Origin of the sequence: Megasphaera massiliensis, assembly GCF_036305205.1 — a bacterium.
In the GTDB taxonomy this organism is placed as follows: domain Bacteria; phylum Bacillota; class Negativicutes; order Veillonellales; family Megasphaeraceae; genus Megasphaera; species Megasphaera massiliensis.
This window is the reverse complement of record NZ_JAXIXE010000001.1, coordinates 13,391-35,203: the sequence shown is the minus strand read 5'-3', so window position 1 is coordinate 35,203 and position 21,813 is coordinate 13,391. Positions and strand designations below refer to the sequence as shown.

18 protein-coding genes and 1 other annotated feature are annotated in these 21,813 nt (G+C 51.4%); of the genes, 11 read left to right on the top strand and 7 right to left on the bottom strand.

Annotated elements, in window-relative coordinates; genetic code table 11:
- Positions 1-153: 153 nt before the first annotated feature.
- The 3 genes from UCI88_RS00165 to UCI88_RS00155 are packed head-to-tail and all read right to left on the bottom strand — an operon-like array spanning position 154 to position 1,999.
- A complete protein-coding gene (locus UCI88_RS00165; protein ID WP_256180238.1) occupies positions 154-738 on the bottom strand; it encodes a flavodoxin family protein in 585 nt (194 codons plus the stop codon).
- A 28-nt stretch (positions 739-766) separates the two neighbouring features.
- Positions 767-1,489 (bottom strand): NAD-dependent protein deacylase, encoded by a 723-nt coding sequence (locus tag UCI88_RS00160; protein WP_256180239.1) that lies wholly within the window; start codon positions 1,487-1,489, stop codon positions 767-769.
- Between the two features lie 18 nt (positions 1,490-1,507).
- Positions 1,508-1,999 (bottom strand): HD domain-containing protein, encoded by a 492-nt coding sequence (locus UCI88_RS00155; protein ID WP_256180240.1) that lies wholly within the window; start codon positions 1,997-1,999, stop codon positions 1,508-1,510.
- Between the two features lie 170 nt (positions 2,000-2,169).
- On the opposite strand from UCI88_RS00155, the gene UCI88_RS00150 reads away from it, so the two are divergent.
- From UCI88_RS00150 to sstT, 3 genes are all read left to right on the top strand, one after another.
- The gene (locus tag UCI88_RS00150; RefSeq protein ID WP_256180241.1) at positions 2,170-3,576 is read left to right on the top strand and encodes an alanine/glycine:cation symporter family protein; all 1,407 of its coding nucleotides are present in this window, start codon (positions 2,170-2,172) and stop codon (positions 3,574-3,576) included.
- 331 nt (positions 3,577-3,907) lie between these two features.
- Positions 3,908-6,703 carry an isoleucine--tRNA ligase gene (gene ileS, locus UCI88_RS00145; RefSeq protein WP_256180242.1) on the top strand — a complete coding sequence of 932 codons (2,796 nt, stop codon included), beginning with the start codon at positions 3,908-3,910 and terminating at the stop codon, positions 6,701-6,703.
- 201 nt (positions 6,704-6,904) lie between these two features.
- A complete protein-coding gene (sstT, locus tag UCI88_RS00140; RefSeq protein ID WP_256180243.1) occupies positions 6,905-8,107 on the top strand; it encodes a serine/threonine transporter SstT in 1,203 nt (400 codons plus the stop codon).
- A gap of 78 nt (positions 8,108-8,185) precedes the next feature.
- Here sstT and UCI88_RS00135 read toward each other — a convergent pair whose 3' ends face one another.
- The 3 genes from UCI88_RS00135 to UCI88_RS00125 all read right to left on the bottom strand — a co-directional run bounded on the left by UCI88_RS00135 (position 8,186) and on the right by UCI88_RS00125 (position 10,557).
- Positions 8,186-8,722 (bottom strand): flavin reductase family protein, encoded by a 537-nt coding sequence (locus UCI88_RS00135; RefSeq protein WP_044504990.1) that lies wholly within the window; start codon positions 8,720-8,722, stop codon positions 8,186-8,188.
- 222 nt (positions 8,723-8,944) lie between these two features.
- Positions 8,945-9,154: a DUF1858 domain-containing protein gene (locus UCI88_RS00130; RefSeq protein WP_044504989.1), complete on the bottom strand. Its 210-nt coding sequence runs from the start codon at positions 9,152-9,154 to the stop codon at positions 8,945-8,947.
- Positions 9,155-9,237: 83 nt separating this feature from the next.
- On the bottom strand, positions 9,238-10,557 hold the full coding sequence (locus UCI88_RS00125) for a purple acid phosphatase family protein (protein WP_256180244.1): 1,320 nt from the start codon (positions 10,555-10,557) through the stop codon (positions 9,238-9,240).
- 142 nt (positions 10,558-10,699) lie between these two features.
- Positions 10,700-10,944: a binding site (T-box leader), on the top strand.
- A gap of 44 nt (positions 10,945-10,988) precedes the next feature.
- Between UCI88_RS00125 and trpS the strand changes: the two genes are divergently transcribed.
- Positions 10,989-11,978, top strand: coding sequence for a tryptophan--tRNA ligase (gene trpS / locus UCI88_RS00120; protein WP_256180245.1), 990 nt, complete (start codon positions 10,989-10,991; stop codon positions 11,976-11,978).
- A gap of 71 nt (positions 11,979-12,049) precedes the next feature.
- Here the strand turns inward: trpS and UCI88_RS00115 are convergent, their stop codons facing one another.
- A complete protein-coding gene (locus UCI88_RS00115; RefSeq protein WP_256180246.1) occupies positions 12,050-14,200 on the bottom strand; it encodes a YadA-like family protein in 2,151 nt (716 codons plus the stop codon).
- Positions 14,201-15,191: 991 nt separating this feature from the next.
- On the opposite strand from UCI88_RS00115, the gene UCI88_RS00110 reads away from it, so the two are divergent.
- From UCI88_RS00110 to UCI88_RS00080, 7 genes are all read left to right on the top strand, one after another.
- Complete coding sequence (locus UCI88_RS00110; RefSeq protein WP_044504985.1) at positions 15,192-15,596, top strand: hypothetical protein; 405 nt, start codon at positions 15,192-15,194, stop codon at positions 15,594-15,596.
- 14 nt (positions 15,597-15,610) lie between these two features.
- Positions 15,611-16,921: an NfeD family protein gene (locus UCI88_RS00105; RefSeq protein WP_044504984.1), complete on the top strand. Its 1,311-nt coding sequence runs from the start codon at positions 15,611-15,613 to the stop codon at positions 16,919-16,921.
- Between the two features lie 253 nt (positions 16,922-17,174).
- Positions 17,175-18,221 carry a flotillin-like protein FloA gene (gene floA, locus UCI88_RS00100; RefSeq protein ID WP_044504983.1) on the top strand — a complete coding sequence of 349 codons (1,047 nt, stop codon included), beginning with the start codon at positions 17,175-17,177 and terminating at the stop codon, positions 18,219-18,221.
- Positions 18,222-18,230: 9 nt separating this feature from the next.
- Positions 18,231-18,659: a hypothetical protein gene (locus UCI88_RS00095; RefSeq protein ID WP_044504982.1), complete on the top strand. Its 429-nt coding sequence runs from the start codon at positions 18,231-18,233 to the stop codon at positions 18,657-18,659.
- Between the two features lie 17 nt (positions 18,660-18,676).
- Positions 18,677-19,411, top strand: a complete 735-nt coding sequence (locus UCI88_RS00090) for an alpha/beta fold hydrolase (RefSeq protein WP_044504981.1) — start codon at positions 18,677-18,679, stop codon at positions 19,409-19,411.
- 201 nt (positions 19,412-19,612) lie between these two features.
- Positions 19,613-20,734: a metallophosphoesterase gene (locus UCI88_RS00085; RefSeq protein WP_256180247.1), complete on the top strand. Its 1,122-nt coding sequence runs from the start codon at positions 19,613-19,615 to the stop codon at positions 20,732-20,734.
- Between the two features lie 28 nt (positions 20,735-20,762).
- Positions 20,763-21,740 (top strand): asparaginase, encoded by a 978-nt coding sequence (locus UCI88_RS00080; protein ID WP_256180248.1) that lies wholly within the window; start codon positions 20,763-20,765, stop codon positions 21,738-21,740.
- Positions 21,741-21,813 lie beyond the last annotated feature (73 nt).

The window sequence follows — 21,813 nt, the reverse complement described above, 5'->3', positions numbered from 1 at the left end:
TTTGACGGTATGTAATTTCTCTTGAGCACATATCTTTGTTTTTCGCATTAAAAATACTCCCCTTCAAGCAGCATGAGATTTTATTATTTCTCATGTCTACCTAAAGGGGAGCATATCAATCAATCCTTCGTGGAAGCTTTTTTTTGTATAAGGTTATGGTTCAGAATTTGTCGTGATTTCTCGGGCGAACTGTCGTGCGTGTTCGGCCTTTTTGTCGTCCATAAAGACTGTCTTATAGCCTAAGTGGCGTTCGACAAACATGGAGAGGTACTCGAGCTTCGAGTGTTTGCAGTAGCGCTTGATGCCTTCTTCAAAGAGGTCGGCCCCGTGGATGGGCTTATAGCCGCAGGTCACCATGAGGGCCACTTTTTTGCCAGCCCAGAGGGAGGGTCCTACCTCATCGCCGTAATATTTGTTGAAGCCGTAGACGAAGCGGTCGAGGACATTCTTCAGCGGTCCCGGACAGTACCAGGAGTAGATGGGCGTGGCCAGGACGATGAGGTCGCTCTCCAGGACGGCGCCTGCAATGGGCGCGAGGTCATCGCGGCGGATGCAGGCAAAGTGCTGCCAGTCCTGTTGACAGCCGCGACAGGCGTAGCACGGATCTATCTGATAGTCATAGAGCCAGAAGAGTTGGTATTCATGGCCCAGTTTTTTCAATTCGTCACAGAAGGGATCGAGGCACTGTTTGGTGTTGCCGTTTTTTCTGGGACTGCTCATGAGAATGGTGATTTTCATCGGAGTTCCTTTCACGAACGAAGGGCTTTTATAGGACGATATGGCTGAAGACGTCGCCGATGGCGTCGTGGAGGACGAGGTCGGCGGCGCTGTCTATGTCGGTCGTCGACTTGTTGATGAGTACCAATTTTTTGCCGCGGTAGTAGCGGACTAAGCCGGCGGCGGGGTAGACGACGAGGCTCGTGCCGCCGATGATCAGCATGTCAGCCTGGCTGATATAGTGCAGGGACTGTTCGATGACGTCGTTGTCGAGGCCTTCTTCGTAGAGGACGACGTCAGGCTTTATGGTGCCGCCGCAGGCATCGCATTTGGGGATGCCCGTAGAATCCTTCATATACTGGGCATCGAAGAATTTATGGCAGTGGGTGCAGAAGTTGCGGTGGACGCTGCCGTGGAGTTCGAGGACGTTTTTGCTGCCGGCCTTTTGATGGAGGCCGTCGATATTCTGGGTGACGATAGCCTTTAATTTTCCGGCCTTTTCCAGTTCTGCCAGCTTGAGGTGGGCCATGTTGGGTTTGGCGTCGAGGGCCAGCATCTTGTCGCGGTAGAAGCGGTAAAATTCTTCCGGTTGTTCCCGGAAGAAGGTGTGGCTGAGTATCGTTTCCGGCGGGTATTTGTAGTGCTGGTTATAGAGGCCGTCGGTGCTGCGGAAATCGGGAATCCCGCTTTCTGTCGAGACGCCGGCGCCGCCGAAAAAGACGATATTGTCCGAATGTTTGACCATGTCGACGAATGTTTCGATTGCTGTCATAGAAAAAAACTCCCTTCATTACACGCCATAAGTATATTTCAATAATTCGAGTCCCGTTTTGGTGCGGAACACTTTTTCTTTAAAGGTCCGAACGGCTTCCGGCTTCAGTTGATCTTCATAAGCATTGACCAAGAAATCGGCTTCCAAGAGGATTTGGTAATCCACCCCGTCGACATCGCTGTAAGTATGGTGATGGGCGATGAGGAATGTGACCCGCTCGATGAAATCTTCGGCGGCTCCCAATTCTTCGAGGATGGCCCGTGCCGGTGCCGGCCCTTCAATTTCTTGGAAATGGCCGGATGACGACCCGTATTTTTCTTCGGCCTTGTGAATGCCGATGTCGTGGAGGACAGCTGCCGTTTGGAGGATGGCCAGCCGATTCGCTGAGAGACCTTCTAACCGGCCGATCGTATCGGCATAGGCAGAGACTTTCAGGAAATGGTGGATACGCCGGGCGTCGCCTTTGTCATAGGCGATGGCCTTTTGGATGACCTGCTCAATGGATATCATAAAAACGCCTGCCTTTCTAACGCCATTATACTACAAGCTGAATGAATATAAAAATATCCTGTGCTGATTTGTCAAAAACCATTGACAAAGTGTCCATTTATATCTTATGATTTTTTATAGGAATTGTTACATTTATTTATCATTTTTTTATTATGGTTAGGAGTGGTTTTATGGTCATGGACGTCCTGAATTACCTTGACGATGTCCTTTATTATCCGATTTTAATGGTCATCCTCGTTGCAGCCGGCCTCGTTTTCTCGTGGAAAACACGGCTCATCCAGCTTCGTATGTTCGCTGAAAGTATTCGCGTCGTCATGGAAAAGCCGACAAAAGACGGAAACGTATCGTCTTTCCAGGCCCTCATGGTTTCGACGGCCTCCCGTGTCGGTACGGGCAACATCATCGGCGTATCGACGGCAATCTGCCTCGGCGGCCCGGGCTCGGTCTTTTGGATGTGGATCATCGCCATCATCGGCGGTGCAACGGCCTTCATCGAAAGCACACTGGCTCAGGTTTACAAACGCCGCAACGCCTTAGGAAACAGCTACGGCGGTCCGGCTTACTACATTGAAACGGCCATGCATAACCGCGGTCTGGGCGTCCTCTTTGCCTTATCCCTGATCCTTACCTATGCCGGCGGCTTCAATCTTCTTTGTTCGTTTAATATGCAGTCGACCTTCCTCGTGTATGACTTCTATGATCCTACGATGACGCCGTGGATCCTCGGGGCTGTTTTTGCAGCCCTCGTCGGCTACTGCCTCATCGGCGGCGGCCAGCGTATCATCAAGGTCACGTCGGTCATGGTACCGGTCATGGGCGCCATCTACATTTTGGCAGCCTTGGTCGTCGTCGTCGCTCATATTTCCAGCCTGCCGCAGGTATTCTCCATGATCTTCGCCGATGCCTTTGATTTTGAAGCCATCTTCGGCGGCGTTTCCGGTTCCTGCCTCATTTACGGCATCAAGCGCGGCCTTTACTCGAACGAAGCCGGTATCGGTTCGGCTCCGAATGCGGCAGCTGCAGCTGACGTCAGCCATCCGGTCAAACAGGGGTTGGTTCAGATGTTATCGGTCTTCATCGATACCCTCTTAGTTTGTAGTGCGACGGCTTTCATGGGGCTTTTCTCCGGCGTTCCCATCGTCAAAGAAGCAGCCGGTGCCGCTTATGTACAGAGTGCCGCTTCGGCCGTCTTCGGCGGATTCGGACCGCTCCTCATTACGGTTTGCATGCTTCTCTTTGGTTTCTCGACGCTTATCGGCAACTTATACTACGTCGATAACTGTATCCGCTTCATCCATAAAGGGGCTCCGTCTCAGAGCTTCGTCTATAGCTTCCGCATCGTCTGCATCGCCATCGTCTTCATCGGTGCCGGCATGTCAATGGCCGCCGTCTGGGCTATTGCCGACATCCTGATGGCCATCATGTGCTTCATCAATATCCCGGCCTGCTTTATCCTCAGCAAAGTCGCCGTCAATGCCATGAAGGATTATCAGCAGCAGCGTGAAGCAGGGCAAATTCCGGTCTTTAAAGCCGCTGCTATCGGTATCGACGAAAGCACGGTACAGTATTGGAAATAAATCCTCTTGACAAATAGGGGGAGAGACCTTACAATACGCTTATATACAATGATAATTGTATTAAATAATTAAGCGTAAAAGCTATGAACAAGACGGCCGATATGGCGCAGCCTTTTTAGCGAACCGGGGATGGTGAAAGCCCGGCAGAGGCTGTATATTGGCGGATCACTTGGGAGCTGCAGCTGTGAACCAGCTGCCGGGTCGCATCGTTATATTGCGTCAAAGTGGCTGCGTGAGCAGTCAATAGGGTGGTACCACGGTGATTACGTCTTCGTCCCTTTTTGGGACGGAGACGTTATTTTTTTTCACACAGATAAGAGGAGGAAGCATCATGGATTACGGTAAGACTTTACATCTGCCCCAGACGGAATTCCCCATGCGCGGCAATTTGCCGAAACGGGAACCGGACTTTTTGAAATTTTGGCAGGATCATGACATTTATAAAAAACGCTTGCAGAAACGGGACGGAGCGCCTAAGTTCATTCTGCACGACGGCCCTCCCTATGCCAATGGCAAGATTCATATCGGCCATGCTTTAAACAAAGTATTAAAAGACATTATCCTTAAATATAAGACCCAGCAGGGCTGCTATACCAAGTATGTTCCCGGCTGGGATACCCACGGCCTTCCGATTGAACACGCCGTCATCAAGGATACAGGCCTCAATCGCCACGAAATGACGCCCCTTGACTTGCGTGCTAAATGCCGCGATTACGCCTTAGCCCGCGTCGAAGAACAGAAGAAAGACTTCATCCGCCTGGGCGTTCTCGGCAATTGGGAAGATCCCTACCTGACCCTTCGCAAACACGTCGAAGTCGCTCAGATCGGCGTCTTTGGCGAAATGGCTAAAAAAGGCTATATCTACAAAGGTCTGAAGACCGTTTACTGGTGCCCGCACTGCGAAACGGCTCTGGCTGAAGCTGAAATCGAATACAACGACGATAAATCGTTCTCCATCTACGTCAAGTTCAAATCCGTCGACGTCAGCGGCCATATGCCGAAAGATGCCGATCCGGAAAAGGTATTTGCCCTCATTTGGACGACGACGCCTTGGACCATTCCCTGCAACCTGGCAATCAGTGCCAACGAAAACCTGGAATACGTCTGGGTCCGCGTCGGCGATGAATATCTCCTGATGGCTAAAGAACGAGTTGCCGTTACCATGGAGGCCGGTAAGGTTACGGACTATGAAGTTCTGCCCGACGTCATGACGGGCAAACAGCTCGAAGGCATGGTCTTCATGCATCCCTTCTACGACCGCAAGGTCCCGGTCATCCTCGGCGATCACGTTACGCTCGAAGCCGGCACGGGCCTCGTCCACACGGCTCCTGACCACGGCCAGGATGACTTTGATGTCTGCATGAAGTATGAAGCCTGGGGGCTCAAACCTTTGGGCACTGTCGACGGTTCCGGCCGCTATACCGATAAGGTTCCCGGCTTTGAAGGCCAGTTCGTCTTCGATGCCAACGTACCGGTCATCAAGAAATTGGCTGAACAGGGCACCCTCTTTGCAAAAAGCACCTTCCGCCATCAGTATCCGCACTGCTGGCGCTGCAAGAACCCGATCATCTATCGGGCAACGGAACAGTGGTTTGCTTCCGTCGACGGCTTCCGTCAAAAGGCCCTCGATGCCATCGATACGGTCAAATGGATCCCGTCTTGGGGCCATGACCGCATCTACAATATGATCCACGACCGCGGCGACTGGTGCATCTCCCGTCAGCGTGTCTGGGGCGTCCCCATTCCGATCTTCTACTGCGAAGACTGCGGGGAACACATCATCAACGATGAAACGATTTCTCACCTCCAGGATATGTTTGCTAAAGACGGTTCCGACGCCTGGTGGATGTATGACGTCAAGGAATTGATGCCTGAAGGCTATAAATGCCCCCACTGCGGCGGCACCCATTTCCGCAAGGAAAGCGACATCATGGACGTTTGGTTCGACAGCGGCAGCACCCATCAGGGCGTCCTTAAGCACGATCCGGACCTCGATTATCCCTGCGAAATGTACCTTGAAGGCTCGGACCAGCATCGCGGCTGGTTCAACAGCTCGCTCCTCACGTCCGTTGCCGTCAACGGCTATGCTCCGTATAAATCGGTTCTGACCCACGGCTTTACCGTCGACGGCGAAGGCCGCAAGATGAGTAAATCCGTCGGCAACACCGTAGCACCGCAGGAAGTCATCGAAAAATACGGTGCTGATGTCCTCCGCCTGTGGGTATCGTCGGCTGACTACCAGGGCGATATCCGCTTGTCGCCGAAGATCCTGAAGCAGCTCTCCGACGTCTACCGCAAGATCCGCAACACCTTCCGCTATCTCTTGGGCAACTTGGCCGACTTCGACCCGTCGAAAGATGCCGTCGCCTACCAGGATATGACGGAACTCGATAAATGGGCTCTGCTGCGCATGGAACAGGTCTTCGAAGAAGTTACCGACGCCTATGAAAACTATCAGTTCCACGTCATGTACCATGCCATCCATAATTTCTGCACCGTCGATTTGAGTGCCATGTACCTCGACGTCATCAAAGACCGCCTGTACACGGAAAAGACGGATGCTCCCGTCCGCCGCAGCGCCCAGACGGCGATGTACATCATCTTGGATACGCTGGTCAAGATCGTCGCTCCGGTCCTGTCCTTCACGGCGGAAGAAGTATGGCAGAACATGCCTTCTGTCGACGGCAAAGAAGAAAGTGTCCTCCTTACGGATTGGCCGGAAGTTCATAAAGAATATCTGAATGCCGACCTCGATGCTCGTTGGGACCACTTCCTGTCCTATCGCCGCGACCTGACCCGTATCCTCGAAGGAGCTCGTCAGGAACACAAGATCGGTCACGCCCTCGATGCTGCCGTTACCATCTATGCCGATGGGGAAGACTACGATTTCCTCAGCTCTTGGCAGGATCAGCTGGCTGCCTTGCTCATCGTCAGCGAAGCGAAACTCGTCAAAGGCGAAGCTCCGGCCGATGCCGCAGCCGGTGAAGACCACAGCGACATGAAGGTCGTTGTCGTACCGTCGAGTGCCGAAAAATGCGAACGCTGCTGGATGCACACCGACACCGTCGGTTCCGATGCCGCTCATCCGACGCTCTGCGCTCGCTGCGCCCACGTATTAAGCGAATAAATTTTCAACCTTGAAATTTCCTTATCCGTAAGGAAGCTCATGGTTGTCCCGAAATGGATAGTTTATGCCTGTCAATGACAGCATAGGCTATCCGTTTTTTTTGTTGAAATTTTATGAATTTTATTTTATAATAAATGAAGTGTTCTGTTATAATGTACATTTGTATTTTTGGAACGATATGTTCTATGGGAGGTTTTTGGTATGCATAGTTTATGGAGTGCCCTAAATCGCATCAGCTTGATCAAGCAGATCATCGTCGGCCTGATCATCGGCATTGCGGTAGCCATGAGTTTTCCCGCAGCTGCTCATGAGTTGGCCCTGTTGGGCGTCATTTTCGTCGGCGCCTTGAAAGGTATTGCTCCGGTCTTGGTCTTCGTATTAGTCGCTTCGGCCCTTAGCCGGAAACAAGAAAATCATGAATCGAAAATTAAAGACGTCATCATCTTATATCTCATCGGTACCTTTTTAGCTGCTTTTTTCGCCGTCATGATCAGTTACGTATTCCCGCTGACGCTGCAGCTCGACGTATCGGCTGCGACGAACAAAGCTCCTGAAGGCATTGCCGAAGTCCTGACGACGCTCCTTAAGAATATCGTTGATAATCCCGTCCACGCTTTGATGACCGGCAACTACATCGGTATCCTCGGCTGGGCTGTCCTCTTCGGCATCGCCACCCGCCGCGTTTCCGAATCGACGAAAGCCGTCCTCGACGACTGTGCTAATGCGGTCACGACCTGTGTCCAGTGGGTCATCCGCCTGGCTCCCCTCGGCATCATGGGCCTCGTCGCCGATTCCATTTCTTCCAACGGCATTGAAGCCATCATCGGCTACGCTCAGCTCCTGGCCCTCCTGGTCGGGACGATGCTCATCTTTGCCTTCGTCGTCAATCCGATCATCGTCTATGTCAAGCTTCGCAGAAATCCCTATCCGCTCGTTTGGAAGTGTATCTCGACCAGCGGCGTCACAGCCTTCTTTACACGCAGTTCGGCGGCTAACATCCCGGTCAACATGGCCTTGGCCAAAGAACTCGGCATCGACCCTGACACGTATACGGTTACCGTTCCCCTCGGGGCGACGATCAACATGTCCGGTGCAGCCATTACCATTTCGATTATGACCTTGGCAGCCGTCCACACTTTGGGCATTGCCGTAGATTTTCCGACGGCTCTCCTGCTCAGTGTTTTGTCGGCTATCGGTGCCTGCGGTGCTTCCGGCGTTGCCGGCGGGTCCCTGCTCCTCATTCCCATGGCCTGCAGCCTCTTCGGCATCTCCAATGACATTGCTATGCAGGTCGTCGGCGTCGGCTTCATCATCGGCGTCCTTCAGGACTCGACGGAAACGGCTCTCAACTCGTCGACAGACATCCTGTTTACGGCAGCTGCTGATTTTGCAAAACGATCATAGAAAAGCCATCCCGGCTATTAAAAAGGCCCTCAAGAATCGGATTTTAGTCCGGTTCTTGAGGGCTTTGTCGTGGAATTATTATTTAATGATGTAAGCAGCGACGATTTCGGCGTAGTATGCCGTGTGGCTGTCGCGGTTGGCCATGTGGAAGGTTCCGTCGACGTTCTGGGGATAGAATTCGTCGTTAATATCTTTCGGTAAGTCGGAGAGTTTCTGTTCTTTTTGGAAGAGTACACGGCATTCTAAGGTAAGGGGCAGTTCCTTAATGCCCGGGACGGAGATGACCTCAGGATCTTCCAAGGTCAGGCCTAATTTTTCAATCTTGTCGCCGTCATGGCCGCTGAGGGTACCGGCTTTTCCTAATATGGAGCGATTGAAGGCTTCGACGGGGACGTTGACCGTAAACTCCGGATTCTTAGAAAGCTGTTCGTGAGTGAAGCGGTGCTGGCGGACATAGACCGTGAAAATAGGTTTGGCCCATTCAATGCCGAGGGTACCCCAACCGATGGTCATGGTATTGACCCGGTCGCCGGCCTTCGTCGTCAAGAGAACACCCTTACGCAGATTTTCGAGGATTTCCGGTGCTTTTTCAAAAACGTTAATTTTTTCTTTCATGGCAATGACTCCTTTATATACATATAACTAGATATTTCTTTTCTTAGGATAGAATTATGATACCATAAGTCGAAGAAAAGGGGAAGTATGCACTTAAAAGTTAGATACTGTCCAAAAGGGTAGTATTGGAATCTTATGCGGAAAATCGTAAATCTTTTTATAGGGAGAAGAAGGGGGACTATAAAAAAACTGCCGCACCATAAGGCGCGACAGCTTTTTATCTTATTTACCGCTTTCAGCGATGCAGTCGTTGATATCGGCGATGAGGGCATCGACGTCGATGCCGTGAGCACCGGCACCCTGACCGATGGTTTCAAAGTGAGCAGCCATGCAGCCGACGCAGCCAAGGCCGTACTGCTGGAAGATTTCGATGATCTGCGGGTGTTTCTGAACGGCTTCAATAATACCCGTATCTTTGGTAATCTGTGCCATAGTATATTCCTCCTTCTTCGTTAAATACAACCCGGATGGTTTTGAAGGAACGTCCGGATTGAGTCTATTATATCACACTTTTTTTAGTTGTGTGAAGAAATGCTTCGTTCCTCTAACAGTTGACCGTCAGGGAGAAAACTGCGGAAGGTCAGTTTGTCTGCCGTCGCTTCTAAGGTCATGTAGTTGTCTGTTTCCGGCTGAGGCGCGACGTATTCATCGAGGCTGTGCTGCTTCCAGAGGCTGGGATAGCGGACGTTGCCGGCGACGCCGGTGATGATGTATAAGGGGCCGCTTTCATCGCGCTGGAAGTTCTTGATATGGCCTCGGTCGCGGTAGGTGTGGAGATGGGCCGACAAGACGGCATCGACGCCGTACTGGTCAAATAAGGGCATCCACAGCCGTCCTTCTGCAGAGAAGCCTTCTTCACGCGGTTCCGGGCGGTTGGCAAAGCCGTACTGCAAAGGATCTTTGTGCATCAAGACGACCTTCCATTTCTTCGTCGTCTTGGCCATATCTTCTTTGAACCAGGCCACTTCATCGTCATTTAAGGTCGGCTCGAAGTCGGCCAGTTCCTGGGCCTGGGTGTTGAGGACGACGAAGTGGATGTCGCCGTAATCGAAGGAATAGAATTGGTTCTGGTATTTATTCATGTCGATATGGGGCAGGGCGAAAAGATGGGTATAGGCTTCGGGCATGCGCATCTTCCAGTCCGTGTTGTAGGTCTCGTGGTTGCCCATGATGGGGACAACGGGGATGCGGGCGATCAGCGGGCCGACGGCGTCGAACCAGGCATTCCACTGGTAATGGGACTGGCCGTTATCGACGAGGTCGCCCATGTTGACGAAGAACTGAGCATCCTGATTATTCTGCCAAGCTGCTTGCGCCAGGGAGGCCCAGCCGCTGTAGTCGCTGGACTGGGAATCGGGGAAGATGAGGGCTTTGAAACTGCTGCCCTCAGCCGTACGGAAAGGCGTCCAAGCACTGCGCTTGTCGCCGTAGCCGACGCGGTATTCATAGGCTGTACCCGGCGTAAGGTCGGTAACCGTTGCCGAGTGGATATATGTCGTCACGCCGTCATCGCTGAAGGCGTCGCTGGAAGCGGGAAGGGCCATAATCGTATTGTCGTCGCCGGTCTTGCGGAATTCCACGACCGGATCGTCTTCGGCGTAGTCCGACTGCCACATAAAGGTCCGCGACGTCGTGCTGTCAGCCGTAATGACCTGGCGGATATTCGAGGCATCTACCGATTCGGTCGGCAAGTAGTGGGCCGCTGCTGCTTTCGTGGCTCGAATGCCCTGTTTGGCGACGGCCTTCGTTCCCGGCAGCCAAAAGTAGGCTGCTGCGGCTGCAATGGCCAGGACGGCGACGATGGGGATGATTATTTTTTTATGGTTCCATTTCATAGAATTCCTCCTATCCAATATGTTGTAATTAGAGTTATTTTCATTATTGTAGTTATTATAGACTATGGAGTCAACTCTAAGTCAAGAAAAAACTTGACAAGGGAGGGCCTTCGATATAAGATAGATGCATCAAATAGGATATATAACGTCGATGAGCGGGAGCAAGTACCGTCATGATACCCCTTGACAGCGAGCCGGTGGCAGTGGAAGTCCGGTAAGAGGCCGTGATCGGGAATGGGCCCGGGAGATGCGGACTGAACGAAGACAGTAGGTTCCGCCGGAATTTTCACCGTTACCTTGAAAAGATGCATCAACAGGTGCATTAGAGCCGGGCCATATGGCCAACCAGGGTGGTACCGCGGAGCTGACTTTCCTTTCGTCCCTATGTATAGGGGATGGAAGGTTTTTTTTATGAATCAGGAGGTACCATTATGGCAGTTATTTTTTCCGGTATTCAGCCAAGCGGCAATCTTACCTTAGGCAACTATTTAGGCGCACTGCGCAACTTTTCTAAAATCCAGGACGGCAACGAATGTTATTACTGCGTCGTCAATCAGCATGCCATCACCGTTCCCCAGGACCCGAAGCTTTTGCATCAGCGGACGCGGGAACTGGCAGCTATCTATTTAGCTTCCGGCCTCAATCCGGATAAGTCGACACTCTTCGTCCAGTCCGAAGTTCCCGAACACGCCCTCTTAGGCTGGATGATGATTACCTCGTCCTACGTCGGCGAATTGGAACGGATGACTCAGTACAAGGATAAGGCGTCGAAACAGGGCGATTCCATTCCGGCCGGTCTCTTGACCTATCCGCCCCTCATGGCTGCCGACATTCTCTTGTATCAGACGAATTTCGTGCCCGTCGGCGATGACCAGAAGCAGCACCTCGAAATTACCCGCAACTTAGCTCAGCGCTTCAACCGCCTCTACGGCGAAGACATCTTTACCATTCCTGACATCTACCTCGGCCAGGACGGCACGCGGGTCATGAGCCTCCAGGAACCGACCAAGAAGATGAGTAAGTCCGATGATAACGAAACGGCTACGATTTATCTCCTCGACGAACCGAAGGCTATTGAAAAGAAAATCAAGCGGGCTCAGACGGACAGTGAAAACTCCGTCCATTATGACAAAGATCAGAAGCCGGGCATTTCAAACCTCATCGAAATCCTCTCGGCCCTGACCGACCAGACCCATGAACAGGTCGAAGCGGCTTACGTCGGTAAAGGCTACGGCGCCTTTAAGAAGGACGTTGCCGAAGCCATCATTTCGACGTTGGAACCGATTCAGCAGCGCTATCGCCAGTTGGTCAGTGAACCGGAACTGGACGACATCCTTGACAAGGGGGCAGCCAAGGCTCACGCCAAAGCCAGCCTTACCTATGAAAAGGCCTGCAAGGCCATGGGCTTGTTCCGCAAATAATTTCATATATAGACATAAAAAAAGCGAGACCGTGACGGTCTCGCTTTTTTGTTGCCATAGGAGGAGAGGACTTACATGCCGACTTTGTTCATCAACTGCTGAATGAGAGCGCGCTGCTGTTCAAGTTCAGCTTTCTGGCTGTTGACCTGGCTGGCCAAAGCCTGGTTTTCTTGGCGAAGGGTATTGACTTCCGACGTCAAAGCGCTGACATCGACGGACGTACCCTGGCGATAGATGCGGTCGCCTTTGTTGCCGAATTTGAAGGAAACGCCGACATTGAACATCTTTTCATCGCTGATCGTCGTGCCGAAGCTGAACATCGTATCAGCATTGGGGCGATAGAAGGCGCCGAGAGCTACGGCGTTGTCGCCTTTGTAGTTGCCGAGAGCGGCAGATGCGGAGAATTTATCTTCCGGGTTGAATTCCAACGGATGGAGACCTGCCAAAGCAGCTGCACCGGCACCGACTTTATCGACGCGGTCGTTCAAGCTGCTGACGCGGTTATCTAAGCCTGTTACCTGGTCCTGTAAGTTGCTGACATCACTGTTCAAGTTGCTGACGCCTAAGGTATCTTTCCAGCCTTTGATATCCGTTTCCGTCAAATTAGAGCCGTCGCGGTCAGCTTTCTGGTCGAGTTCCGGTTGGATAGCATCTTTAATGGCACTGTCGTCGACAGAAATCTTATAATTTACACGAGATTTATCGTCGTTATAAGTGCTTTCAATTTTTACATTATCCCCTTGGGTCAAGGTAATAGCATCGACGTAGCCGACTGTATTGGTTTCGATACCTAAGGCTTCCTGCCATTTTGCGACTTGGTCTGGGGTAATGTTGCTGGCATCGAGGTTAGCTTTTTTTGCAGTTTCATCAGCTACACGTCTGAGCTGAGCGACGTTGACGGCATCCGTATCTTCTGTACCGGCAGCAACGTTGGTGATTTGACGAGTCAAGACATAGCTTACTCGACCATCGCCATCATATTCAGTGGACCCCACACTAACTGCACCCGCGGTGGATTTAAAAGTACCGAGTTCAGTTTTTTGATTTCCTAGATCTGTCGCAAAATCTTGATTTTGCTTAACCCATTCATTTAATGCTTTAGTTGCCGCAACAGCTTCAGCACTGTACTGTTCTTTAAGAGCTTTAGCTGCGGTATACTGATTTTGCTCATCTTCATTTGCACTACCTTTAGTGTTTACCATAATAGTTTCTTGTTCAGCTTCTTTGGCTTGTGCATCATAAAGAGCCTGATTTAATTTATTATATTCAGTAATTTGATTAGCATATTTAGTGTTAAAAGCCTTCAAACTATCACTGGCTCCAATAGCCGTTGCTAATCCGGATATATCCTTCGGTACGTAACTGCCGCCATCATCGGCAAAAGGAACGTAGCCAATCGTATTGGAGTACCGATTAGATACAGAATTAGGTCCTAAAGCAACCCCCTGAGACACATAAACCTTGGCATTAGTACCTAATGCTGTACCACTGTAAGTAACGGAAGCGCTTTGGCCTAATGCTACCCCATATAGGCTATTAGTCTTTGCATTCTTCCCGATCGCAATACCGCCGATGGCCGTAGCATTATTACCGATGGCCATACTATCGTTAATGACACTGTAATTTTGTACACCATCATTCTGCAAGTATTTATAGAAGATACCTGCCGTAGCACCTTGACCGATAGCAAGGCCTGAAGAGGAACGAGCATTCAAACCGATAGAAAGGCCATTCGTATTAGCATAGGCATTTTGACCGAAAGATACACTCTTGCTGGCAGCATAGGAACCGGAACCTACCGCTGTAGAATTAGTAATCGCACTGGCATAAGTACCGATAGCCGTACTGTAGCTACGAGCAGCATAGGTACCAAAGCCGATGGCTGTATTCCCTGTGCCCTTACCGTCAATATCATTACCGGACGAAACACCGTCTACACCTTCGCCGTTAGCATTATCATTTTTTGGTGTTCTGTACATATCTTGACCACCCATATAACTCGTATTAAAAGTCTGCCGATAGTCGATGATTTTCGTTTCCGTCGACTTAACTTCTGATCCTTTATCGACGACATTCGTGCTGGCAGGTGCTTTCCCGATGCCGACGTAAGATCCGGTCAAGCCGGAAGCCTGGACGGAGTAGGTTCCGCCGACCGTCGCGAAGCTGATCAGCATGACGGCTGCGACTTTTGCAAGAAGGTGTTTCTCTTTCTGAGTGTTCATAATCAAGTCCTCTTTTCTTAGTATAATTTTGATGGAAATAATCAAATTTATGCTATCATAAAAACCTTCATACATGCCATTATGAGTCGTTTTGAATCTATCTTATTGCAGTATAGACACATGAAATTTTATAAAAAATCCAAGGGCTCTTCGTGGATATGAAGGTTTTTTGATACAAAATAGGTACAACAATTTGTGATCTTTCGAATTTATTATATCACGTTTAAAACACAGTTCAAGATATTTTTTAGACGTAAGTATACCTTTTAGGGATGAGTATCCTGCGACTTTAGTGGGAAAAAGTGTTTGATAAAGATTTTTTAATTCCATAAAAATAATCATCGTATTTTTTGAAAATTAGGTTTTATAAATAAAAATATTTAATTTTACGATGCTTTTCATATCGATAATTATATTTATGTTTAAGATTATTAAAGATAAACCATGGATAACTTTATAAAAAATGAAATCTGATAAGCTGTTAGTAATGACCTTTAATTATAATTGATAAAAACAATACGGATTGCAAATAAATAGCAAATAACAACAAATGGATATCCATGGATTTTAAAAACTACCTATAAACATGATATATCTTATCTTATATAACGGGCTGGTGTCAATATAATATTGGACTTTTTTGTGTTTTTTTTTAGCCGATATATCTTGTTGGTGACATGTTTGTGTCATCCCGTTGTGAATGGCGAAGGTAAAAGACAGGATGCAAGGTAATGTGTTCGGTAAAGGCCTTGTAATATATAATAGAAAAATATGGTCCGTGAAAGGGAAGGGATATAGTGGAATTTATTGACAGCTATGGTATACTCTGGGTAGGCTCTGAATTATCTTGCCATCCGGCGTATTTATGGGACCTGACAGCCCGGTGGGAGGGCCTTCTTTTTCTTTTGCCGAGAAGGAATTTGACAAGATGGTGTAGAATATCTATCGTAAGGTAATCTAAGTTTTACTATATTGCTTGGAGGTAGTCATTATGACTCTCAGTTTATTTTGGTCACGCTATACGTTGGAGCTTCAAGAGCAACATTTGCGTGAGGTCGATGCCTTTTATCATTATTTGATTGCCCGTGAACGTTGGAACTGGTTGCTGGCTAAGATTCCGGAGCAGGATCAGATCAAGATCCTCTGCGGTCACAACCACGGCAAGGATGCCTGGACCTGCCGCACCTGGTTCGATCACATGCTGGAATGGATTAAAGCCAATAAACCGCCGGCTGTCTATGATGCTGTCGTCGACAAGATCCATATGATTGAGGAAAAACCGATTGAAGAATTAGAAAAGCAAGCGGCCCGCAATATTTCACCGGAAGAATTGGAAAAACTCCATCGTGCCGGCTATTTTCAATGCGTTGCGGCGCCTGAAAAAGTGAGTGAATGAAAGCAGGTGAGGGAATGACCTTTGTATTGCGCATGATAACCGCCTTGGTCCTTATGTTTTCGCTGACGGCTGCCTTGCCGGCGGCGTCGGTGCAGGCCGATACGGTCCGCGTGCTGCCCATTTCCGGCGACATCGACGGCAGTCAGGTGGCCTTTATTCAGCGAGGGCTGCGCCAGGCTGAAGAAAACGGCGATACGGCCGTCGTCATTCCTATCAACACCTTAGGCGGCCGCGTCGACAGTGCCTTAAAGATACGGGATATGATCATGGCCTCTGACGTGCCGGTCATCGCCTATATTACGTCGCGGGCCTGGTCGGCAGGCGCCCTCATCGCCTTGTCGAGCCGCCATATCATCATGGCACCGGGAAGCAGCATCGGTGCGGCTGAACCGATTCCCGACACGGAGAAAAACATCGCTGCCTTAAAAGCGGAATTCAGTGCGACAGCTGCCCAGACCGGCCACAATCCCGGTGTTGCCGAAGCCATGGTCGATAAGACCAAGGGCTATCCGGGCTATGCCGATCCGGGAAAAATCCTGGCCTTGTCCGACAGTCAGGCTAAGGAACTGAACGTATCGGACGGTTCGGCCGATACCTTGTCCGACGCCTTGGCCCTTTACAGCCTTGGTGATGCACAGACCATTTACGTAGATAAAGATTGGCGTGATGACATGATCGGTATTTTACAGAACCCTTATGTACGAACCTTATTCGTCGCCTTGATCATCGCCGCCCTCTTGGCAGAAATCAAGATGGCCGGTATCGGTGCCGGCATTGCCACGGCCTTCGTCTTTGGCGGACTCCTGCTCTACTCCGGCAATGAACCCTTGGTGGCAGATCTCAAAATCATCGCTGCCTTTTTAGTCAGTCTGTTGTGTATCGGCCTTGAATTGGCCTCTCCGGGCATCGGCATCTTCGGCTTGGCCGGCGTCGTCCTCTTGTTCGGCAGCCTGTTCTTTATGCTCGGGGCGACGTATGAGTCAATCTATATCCTGGCCGGCGGGACCGTTTTGGCGCTCATAGTCTTTTATTTCTTGGGCCGTCATTTACCCAAGAGCTCCCTCTTTGATAAATTGACCCTTAAGAATCGTTCGACCAAGGAGAAGGGCTATACGTCTCAGGAAGACTACAGCCGCTACCTCTATGAACGGGGGACGACGATTACCATTCTGCGTCCGTCCGGGACGATACGCATCGGCAAGGAACGCGTTGATGCCGTAGCCAACGGCTCTTTCATCGACCGCGACGTCACGGTCCGTGTCATCAGTGTCGAAGGCGGCCGCATCGTCGTCGAACCGGAGCCGGAACGCCATCTGAAGGATTGAGATGGAATAAAGTGACAAAGTGAGCTATAATAAAACTATGTATAAACGGTATATATTATAGTTAAAGCTTTCAGAATAGGAATGCCTTCCCCGTGAGGAAGGAGCTGCCCGAGGAATGGCAGAGGCACTCGGGCCGTATGGTTCGTGTGAAAAGAGAAAGGTGGCGAAGTTTGCTGCGGCCTCTGCAGCACAGAAGGGTTCACCGTGTCCGCACGCGTCTCTGCGGACTGTGTTTTGCGCAGCATTCTGCCTTATGAGTCTTGTATCTTTTCTAGCCGTTCCCATTTTCATCATTGCTTTGGCCGTTGTCGTCATCGCCTTATTCTTGCACTTCGTGCCCATCGGATTGTGGATCTCGGCCATGGCTGCCGGTGTCTCCGTAGGCATCGTCAACCTCATCGGCATGCGTCTGCGCCGGGTCATCCCGTCTAAGATCATCCTGCCCTTGGTCAAGGCCAATAAGGCCGGCCTCGACGTCAACGTCAATCAGCTCGAAGCCCACTACCTGGCCGGCGGTGATGTCGACCGCGTCGTCGATGCCCTCATCGCCGCGCATCGGGCGACCATGTCCCTGACGTTTGAACGGGCCTGCGCCATCGACCTGGCCGGCCGCGACGTCTTGGAAGCCGTTCAGATGAGCGTCAATCCGAAGGTCATCGAAACGCCTTTTATTTCGGCTGTTGCCCAAAACGGGATTGAATTGAAAGTTCGGGCCCGGGTTACGGTTCGCGCCAACATCGACCGCCTCGTCGGCGGTGCCGGGGAAGCGACGGTCATCGCCCGTGTCGGCGAAGGTATCGTCACCAGTGTCGGTTCGGCTCAGGACCATTCTGAAGTGTTGGAAAACCCGGACAAAATCAGTAAGACCGTCCTCAATAAGGGCCTTGATGCCGGGACGGCTTTTGAAATCTTGTCCATCGATATTGCCGACGTCGACGTAGGCCGCAATATCGGTGCCCGCCTCCAGACCGACCAGGCTGAAGCCGACAAGCAGATTGCCCAGGCAAAGGCCGAAGAACGGCGTGCCATGGCTGTTGCCAAGGAACAGGAAATGCAGGCTTATACCCAGGAAATGCAGGCCAAGGTCGTCGAAGCCCAGGCCGAAGTTCCCCTGGCCTTGTCCCAGGCTTTGCGTGAAGGTAAATTAGGCGTCATGGACTATTACAATATGAAGAATATCATGGCCGATACGGATATGCGTACGGCTGTCGCTCAGGCCGGCGTGCCTAAGACCCAGTCGGCGTCGACCGTAAAGGATGATCACCACGACCATCACGATGGAAGCCATTCGGAACAGTAGGTGATGACCATGGATCTTGTATGGATGATTATCGTCGTCGTCTTGATGGGGGTCCTGCCGGACCTCTTGCGCCGCAAGCGAAAGTACCCGCGGAGCAAGGGACCCATTCCCGTACCGCCCCGGCGTAAGCCGGCCCCGGCCCCAAAGATGGAAGCACCGGAACCGACAGTGCCGGAACCGTCCTTTCCCGATTGGGATGAGGGTTGGGATAATATGAATTTCCCCGATGAACCGGAACCGGCGCTTCCGAAAAAGATGGTGCCGCCACGGGTCGCTGCAGAGCGTCCCAAGTCTGTGCCGGTCGTCGTGCCCCAGCGCGTCCGTCCTGCCCCTTGGAGCGGTCTTACGCCCCAAGCGAGAGAACTCTATGCCGGTTTTGTCTGGTCGGAAATCTGGCAGGAACCGTTGGCGCACCGCAAGGGATTTATAAAAAAATAGAGAGGATTTAACCATAGATGATTGAAGAAAGAGAAGTTGGTCTCAAAGGGATTCCCGGTCTCGTTATTACATCCGGGGAAAAAGCAAAAGGCGTCGTCTTGTTTTATCACGGCTGGTCGTCGCAGAAGGAATTTCAGGCCGTCCGCGGCCGTATCTTGGCCTCTTACGGATACGATGTCATCATTCCCGATGCCGTCAACCACGGCCATCGCGGCACTCTTGACTATGAAAGCAAGGCCGTCTATGCTGATTTTTGGCAGACGATCTTCCAAAACATGATGGAAGTACCCCTCATGCTGGAATATATTGCAGAACATTGGCCCAATACGCCTCTGGCTGTCATGGGTCATTCCATGGGCGGCTTTACGGCTGTCGGGGCTTGGAGCCTGTTTAAAGAGTTCAAGACAGCCATCGTCATGAACGGCTCCGGCTGGTGGGAAGAATCGGAACGGCGTTTCCGCTCGTCCCTTCACATCGAAAAGCCGAGGTCCTACCACTTCTTGCAGATGCAGTTTGCCGCTATGGATCCTTATCAGCATATGGACCGCCTCATCGGCCGTTCTCTCTTGTCTCTTCGCGGCGGTGCCGACGATGTCGTCGATGGAGCCGCTCAGGAACTCTATCTTGAAAAGCTGGCTCAGCACAGCGATGTAAAGACTCAGTCCGTCGTTTACGACGGCCTCGGCCACTTCGTCACGACTAATATGATGGGCGATGCCGCAGCCTGGCTCAATCAGGAACTGAAGGCATAAGGAATCCTATGGAACACAAAACAACAACCGCATGGACGCGGACGCTTCGCTTCTTATCCTTTCGGATGGGGCCGGGCGTATTTCGTCCTTGCCGTTGTTGTTTTTTTTCGGCTTTTTAGGTGCTTGCCTTGACAGGGGCCATGGAAATTTTTATGATAAGATGACATGATTTATTAGCATATACGAATGGGGGGAAATGCTGTGAAACAACGCCATTATTTTTATTTGATTCTGGCTTTCATCGGCGAACTGTCGGTACTCGGCCAATGGGCTCTCTTTCGCCATAGTCTGCCCGTTCCGGAGATGCCTCTTTTGGCACTCTTTATGGTACTGCCAATTCTGTATGTCATACCGTACGTCTTTTCCGAGGTGCTGCCGCCAGTTATAACGCGGGGGCTGACCCGCTTTGCCGGCTATTGGTTTTCCTTTTCTTACTATGCGACGATGCTCCTCATTCCGGGGCTCTTGTTGTGGATTGTCACACAGCTCATGGGCCACGATGACCTTTGGCAGGGGACGGTTTCCGTCTATTACAGCGCCTTTGCTTTTGGGTTCACTTGGCTGCTCTTGGCTGTCGGAGCCTGGATCGGCCATCATCAGGTCGTGCGGACCGTCGATATCGAGACCGACAAGGCTATTGACCGCGACTTTTCCATTGCCTTCGTCAGCGACATTCACTTGGGCGCTGTCCTAGGGACGTCCTTTAGCCGCCAATTGACGCGGGACGTCAACGCCTGCCGGCCCGATATGGTCCTCATGGGCGGCGATATCATCGACGGTGACTTACAGTACGTTTTAAGAGAAGACAGTTTTTCCGGGTTTGAAGGCCTTAAAGCGCTGGCCGGTGTCTTTGCCGTCATGGGTAATCACGATACGTACGGGGAAAACCTGGCCTTAGAAGCAGAAACCTTAGGCCGCTACGGCGTCAAGGTCCTGAACGGTGACGTCGTGACGCCTATTCCGGGGGTAACCCTTTTTGGTCGGGAAGATTATTATATCGCCCCGGCGGCACCGGTACGAAAGGCCGATGAGGCAGATTTTTCGATTTTTATGGAACACGAACCGATGCACATCCATCAGGCTGCTGAGGCCGGCTGGGACCTTCACGTCAGCGGCCATACCCATGCCGGACAGTTTTGGCCGAATCGGCTGGTGACGAGCCGCCTCTTTGCCCTTGATTACGGGACCCGTACGTTCGGTAAGATGACGGCTATGGTTTCCAGTGGTTATGGAGCCTGGGGCGCCTTGTTCCGAATCGGTCCGCCGCCGGAAGTCGTCGTCATTCGCGTCCATAAGAAAGATTTGCAGAAAGAAATATACTAAAAAAAATAATCACCTCAGAGGGGGAACGATGATGGGAAAAAGAAAGATTTACGTCTTGGCTTGCGGCGGGACGATTGCCGGTAAAGCCGCGTCTGCCGATGACCTGACCGGATATGAAGCCGGCAAGACTTCGATTGGAGAACTGCTGGATGCCGTACCGGCTGTGGGTGACTATGCCGAGGTAAAGGGCGAACAGTTCGTCAATATTGACAGCTCCGACATGACCGAAGCCCTGTGGCAGGCCTTGGCTTCCCGCGTGCAGGAAGTGGCTGACCGGGATGACGTCGACGGCATCGTCATCACCCACGGGACGGATACGATGGAGGAAACGGCTTATTATCTAAATCTTACCGTCCATACTCGCAAGCCCGTCGTCCTTACCGGATCCATGCGGCCGGCGACGGCTATCAGTGCCGACGGCCCTTTGAATCTCTTGGAAGCCGTTCAGGCTGCAGCCGATGCAGCGCTGGGAGACTGCGGCGTTGTCATCGTTATGAACAGTGTCATCCACAGCGCCCGTTTCGTCGAAAAGACGGATACGACCCACGTCGATACCTTTAAGGCTCGTCAACTGGGCTGTTTGGGCTATATGCAGGACGGCCGGGTCCGCCTTTATCAAAAACCGCTGCGGCAGCATACCTTTTCATCGAATTTGGTTTCGCCCTTGACCCTGCCGGCCGTTGCCGTCGTCTACACCTATGTCGGCCTTCAGGCTGAGGACGTCGTGCAGCTGGCTCGGGGGAAAGAGGGGGTGGTCATGGCCGGTCTCGGCCACGGCAAGATGCCGGCCCCGGTGTGGACGGCCCTGCAGCCGCTGATGGAAGACGGCCTCGTCGTCGTCCGGGCTGCCCGGTCCCTGGGAGGCCTGGTTACACCTGTCCCTTCTTACGACGGTACGGTGACGGCTGATTCCCTGACGCCGCAGAAAGCCAAGATCCTCTTGCAGCTGGCCCTCTGCCGGACGAAGGACCTTTCTGAAATACAGGCTTTCTTTGATGCCTATTGACAGGAACGAAGGGTCCTTCTCCTTCCCTAATAAGGCCGGGTGTGATAAAATAAATAAGATATATAAACTACAG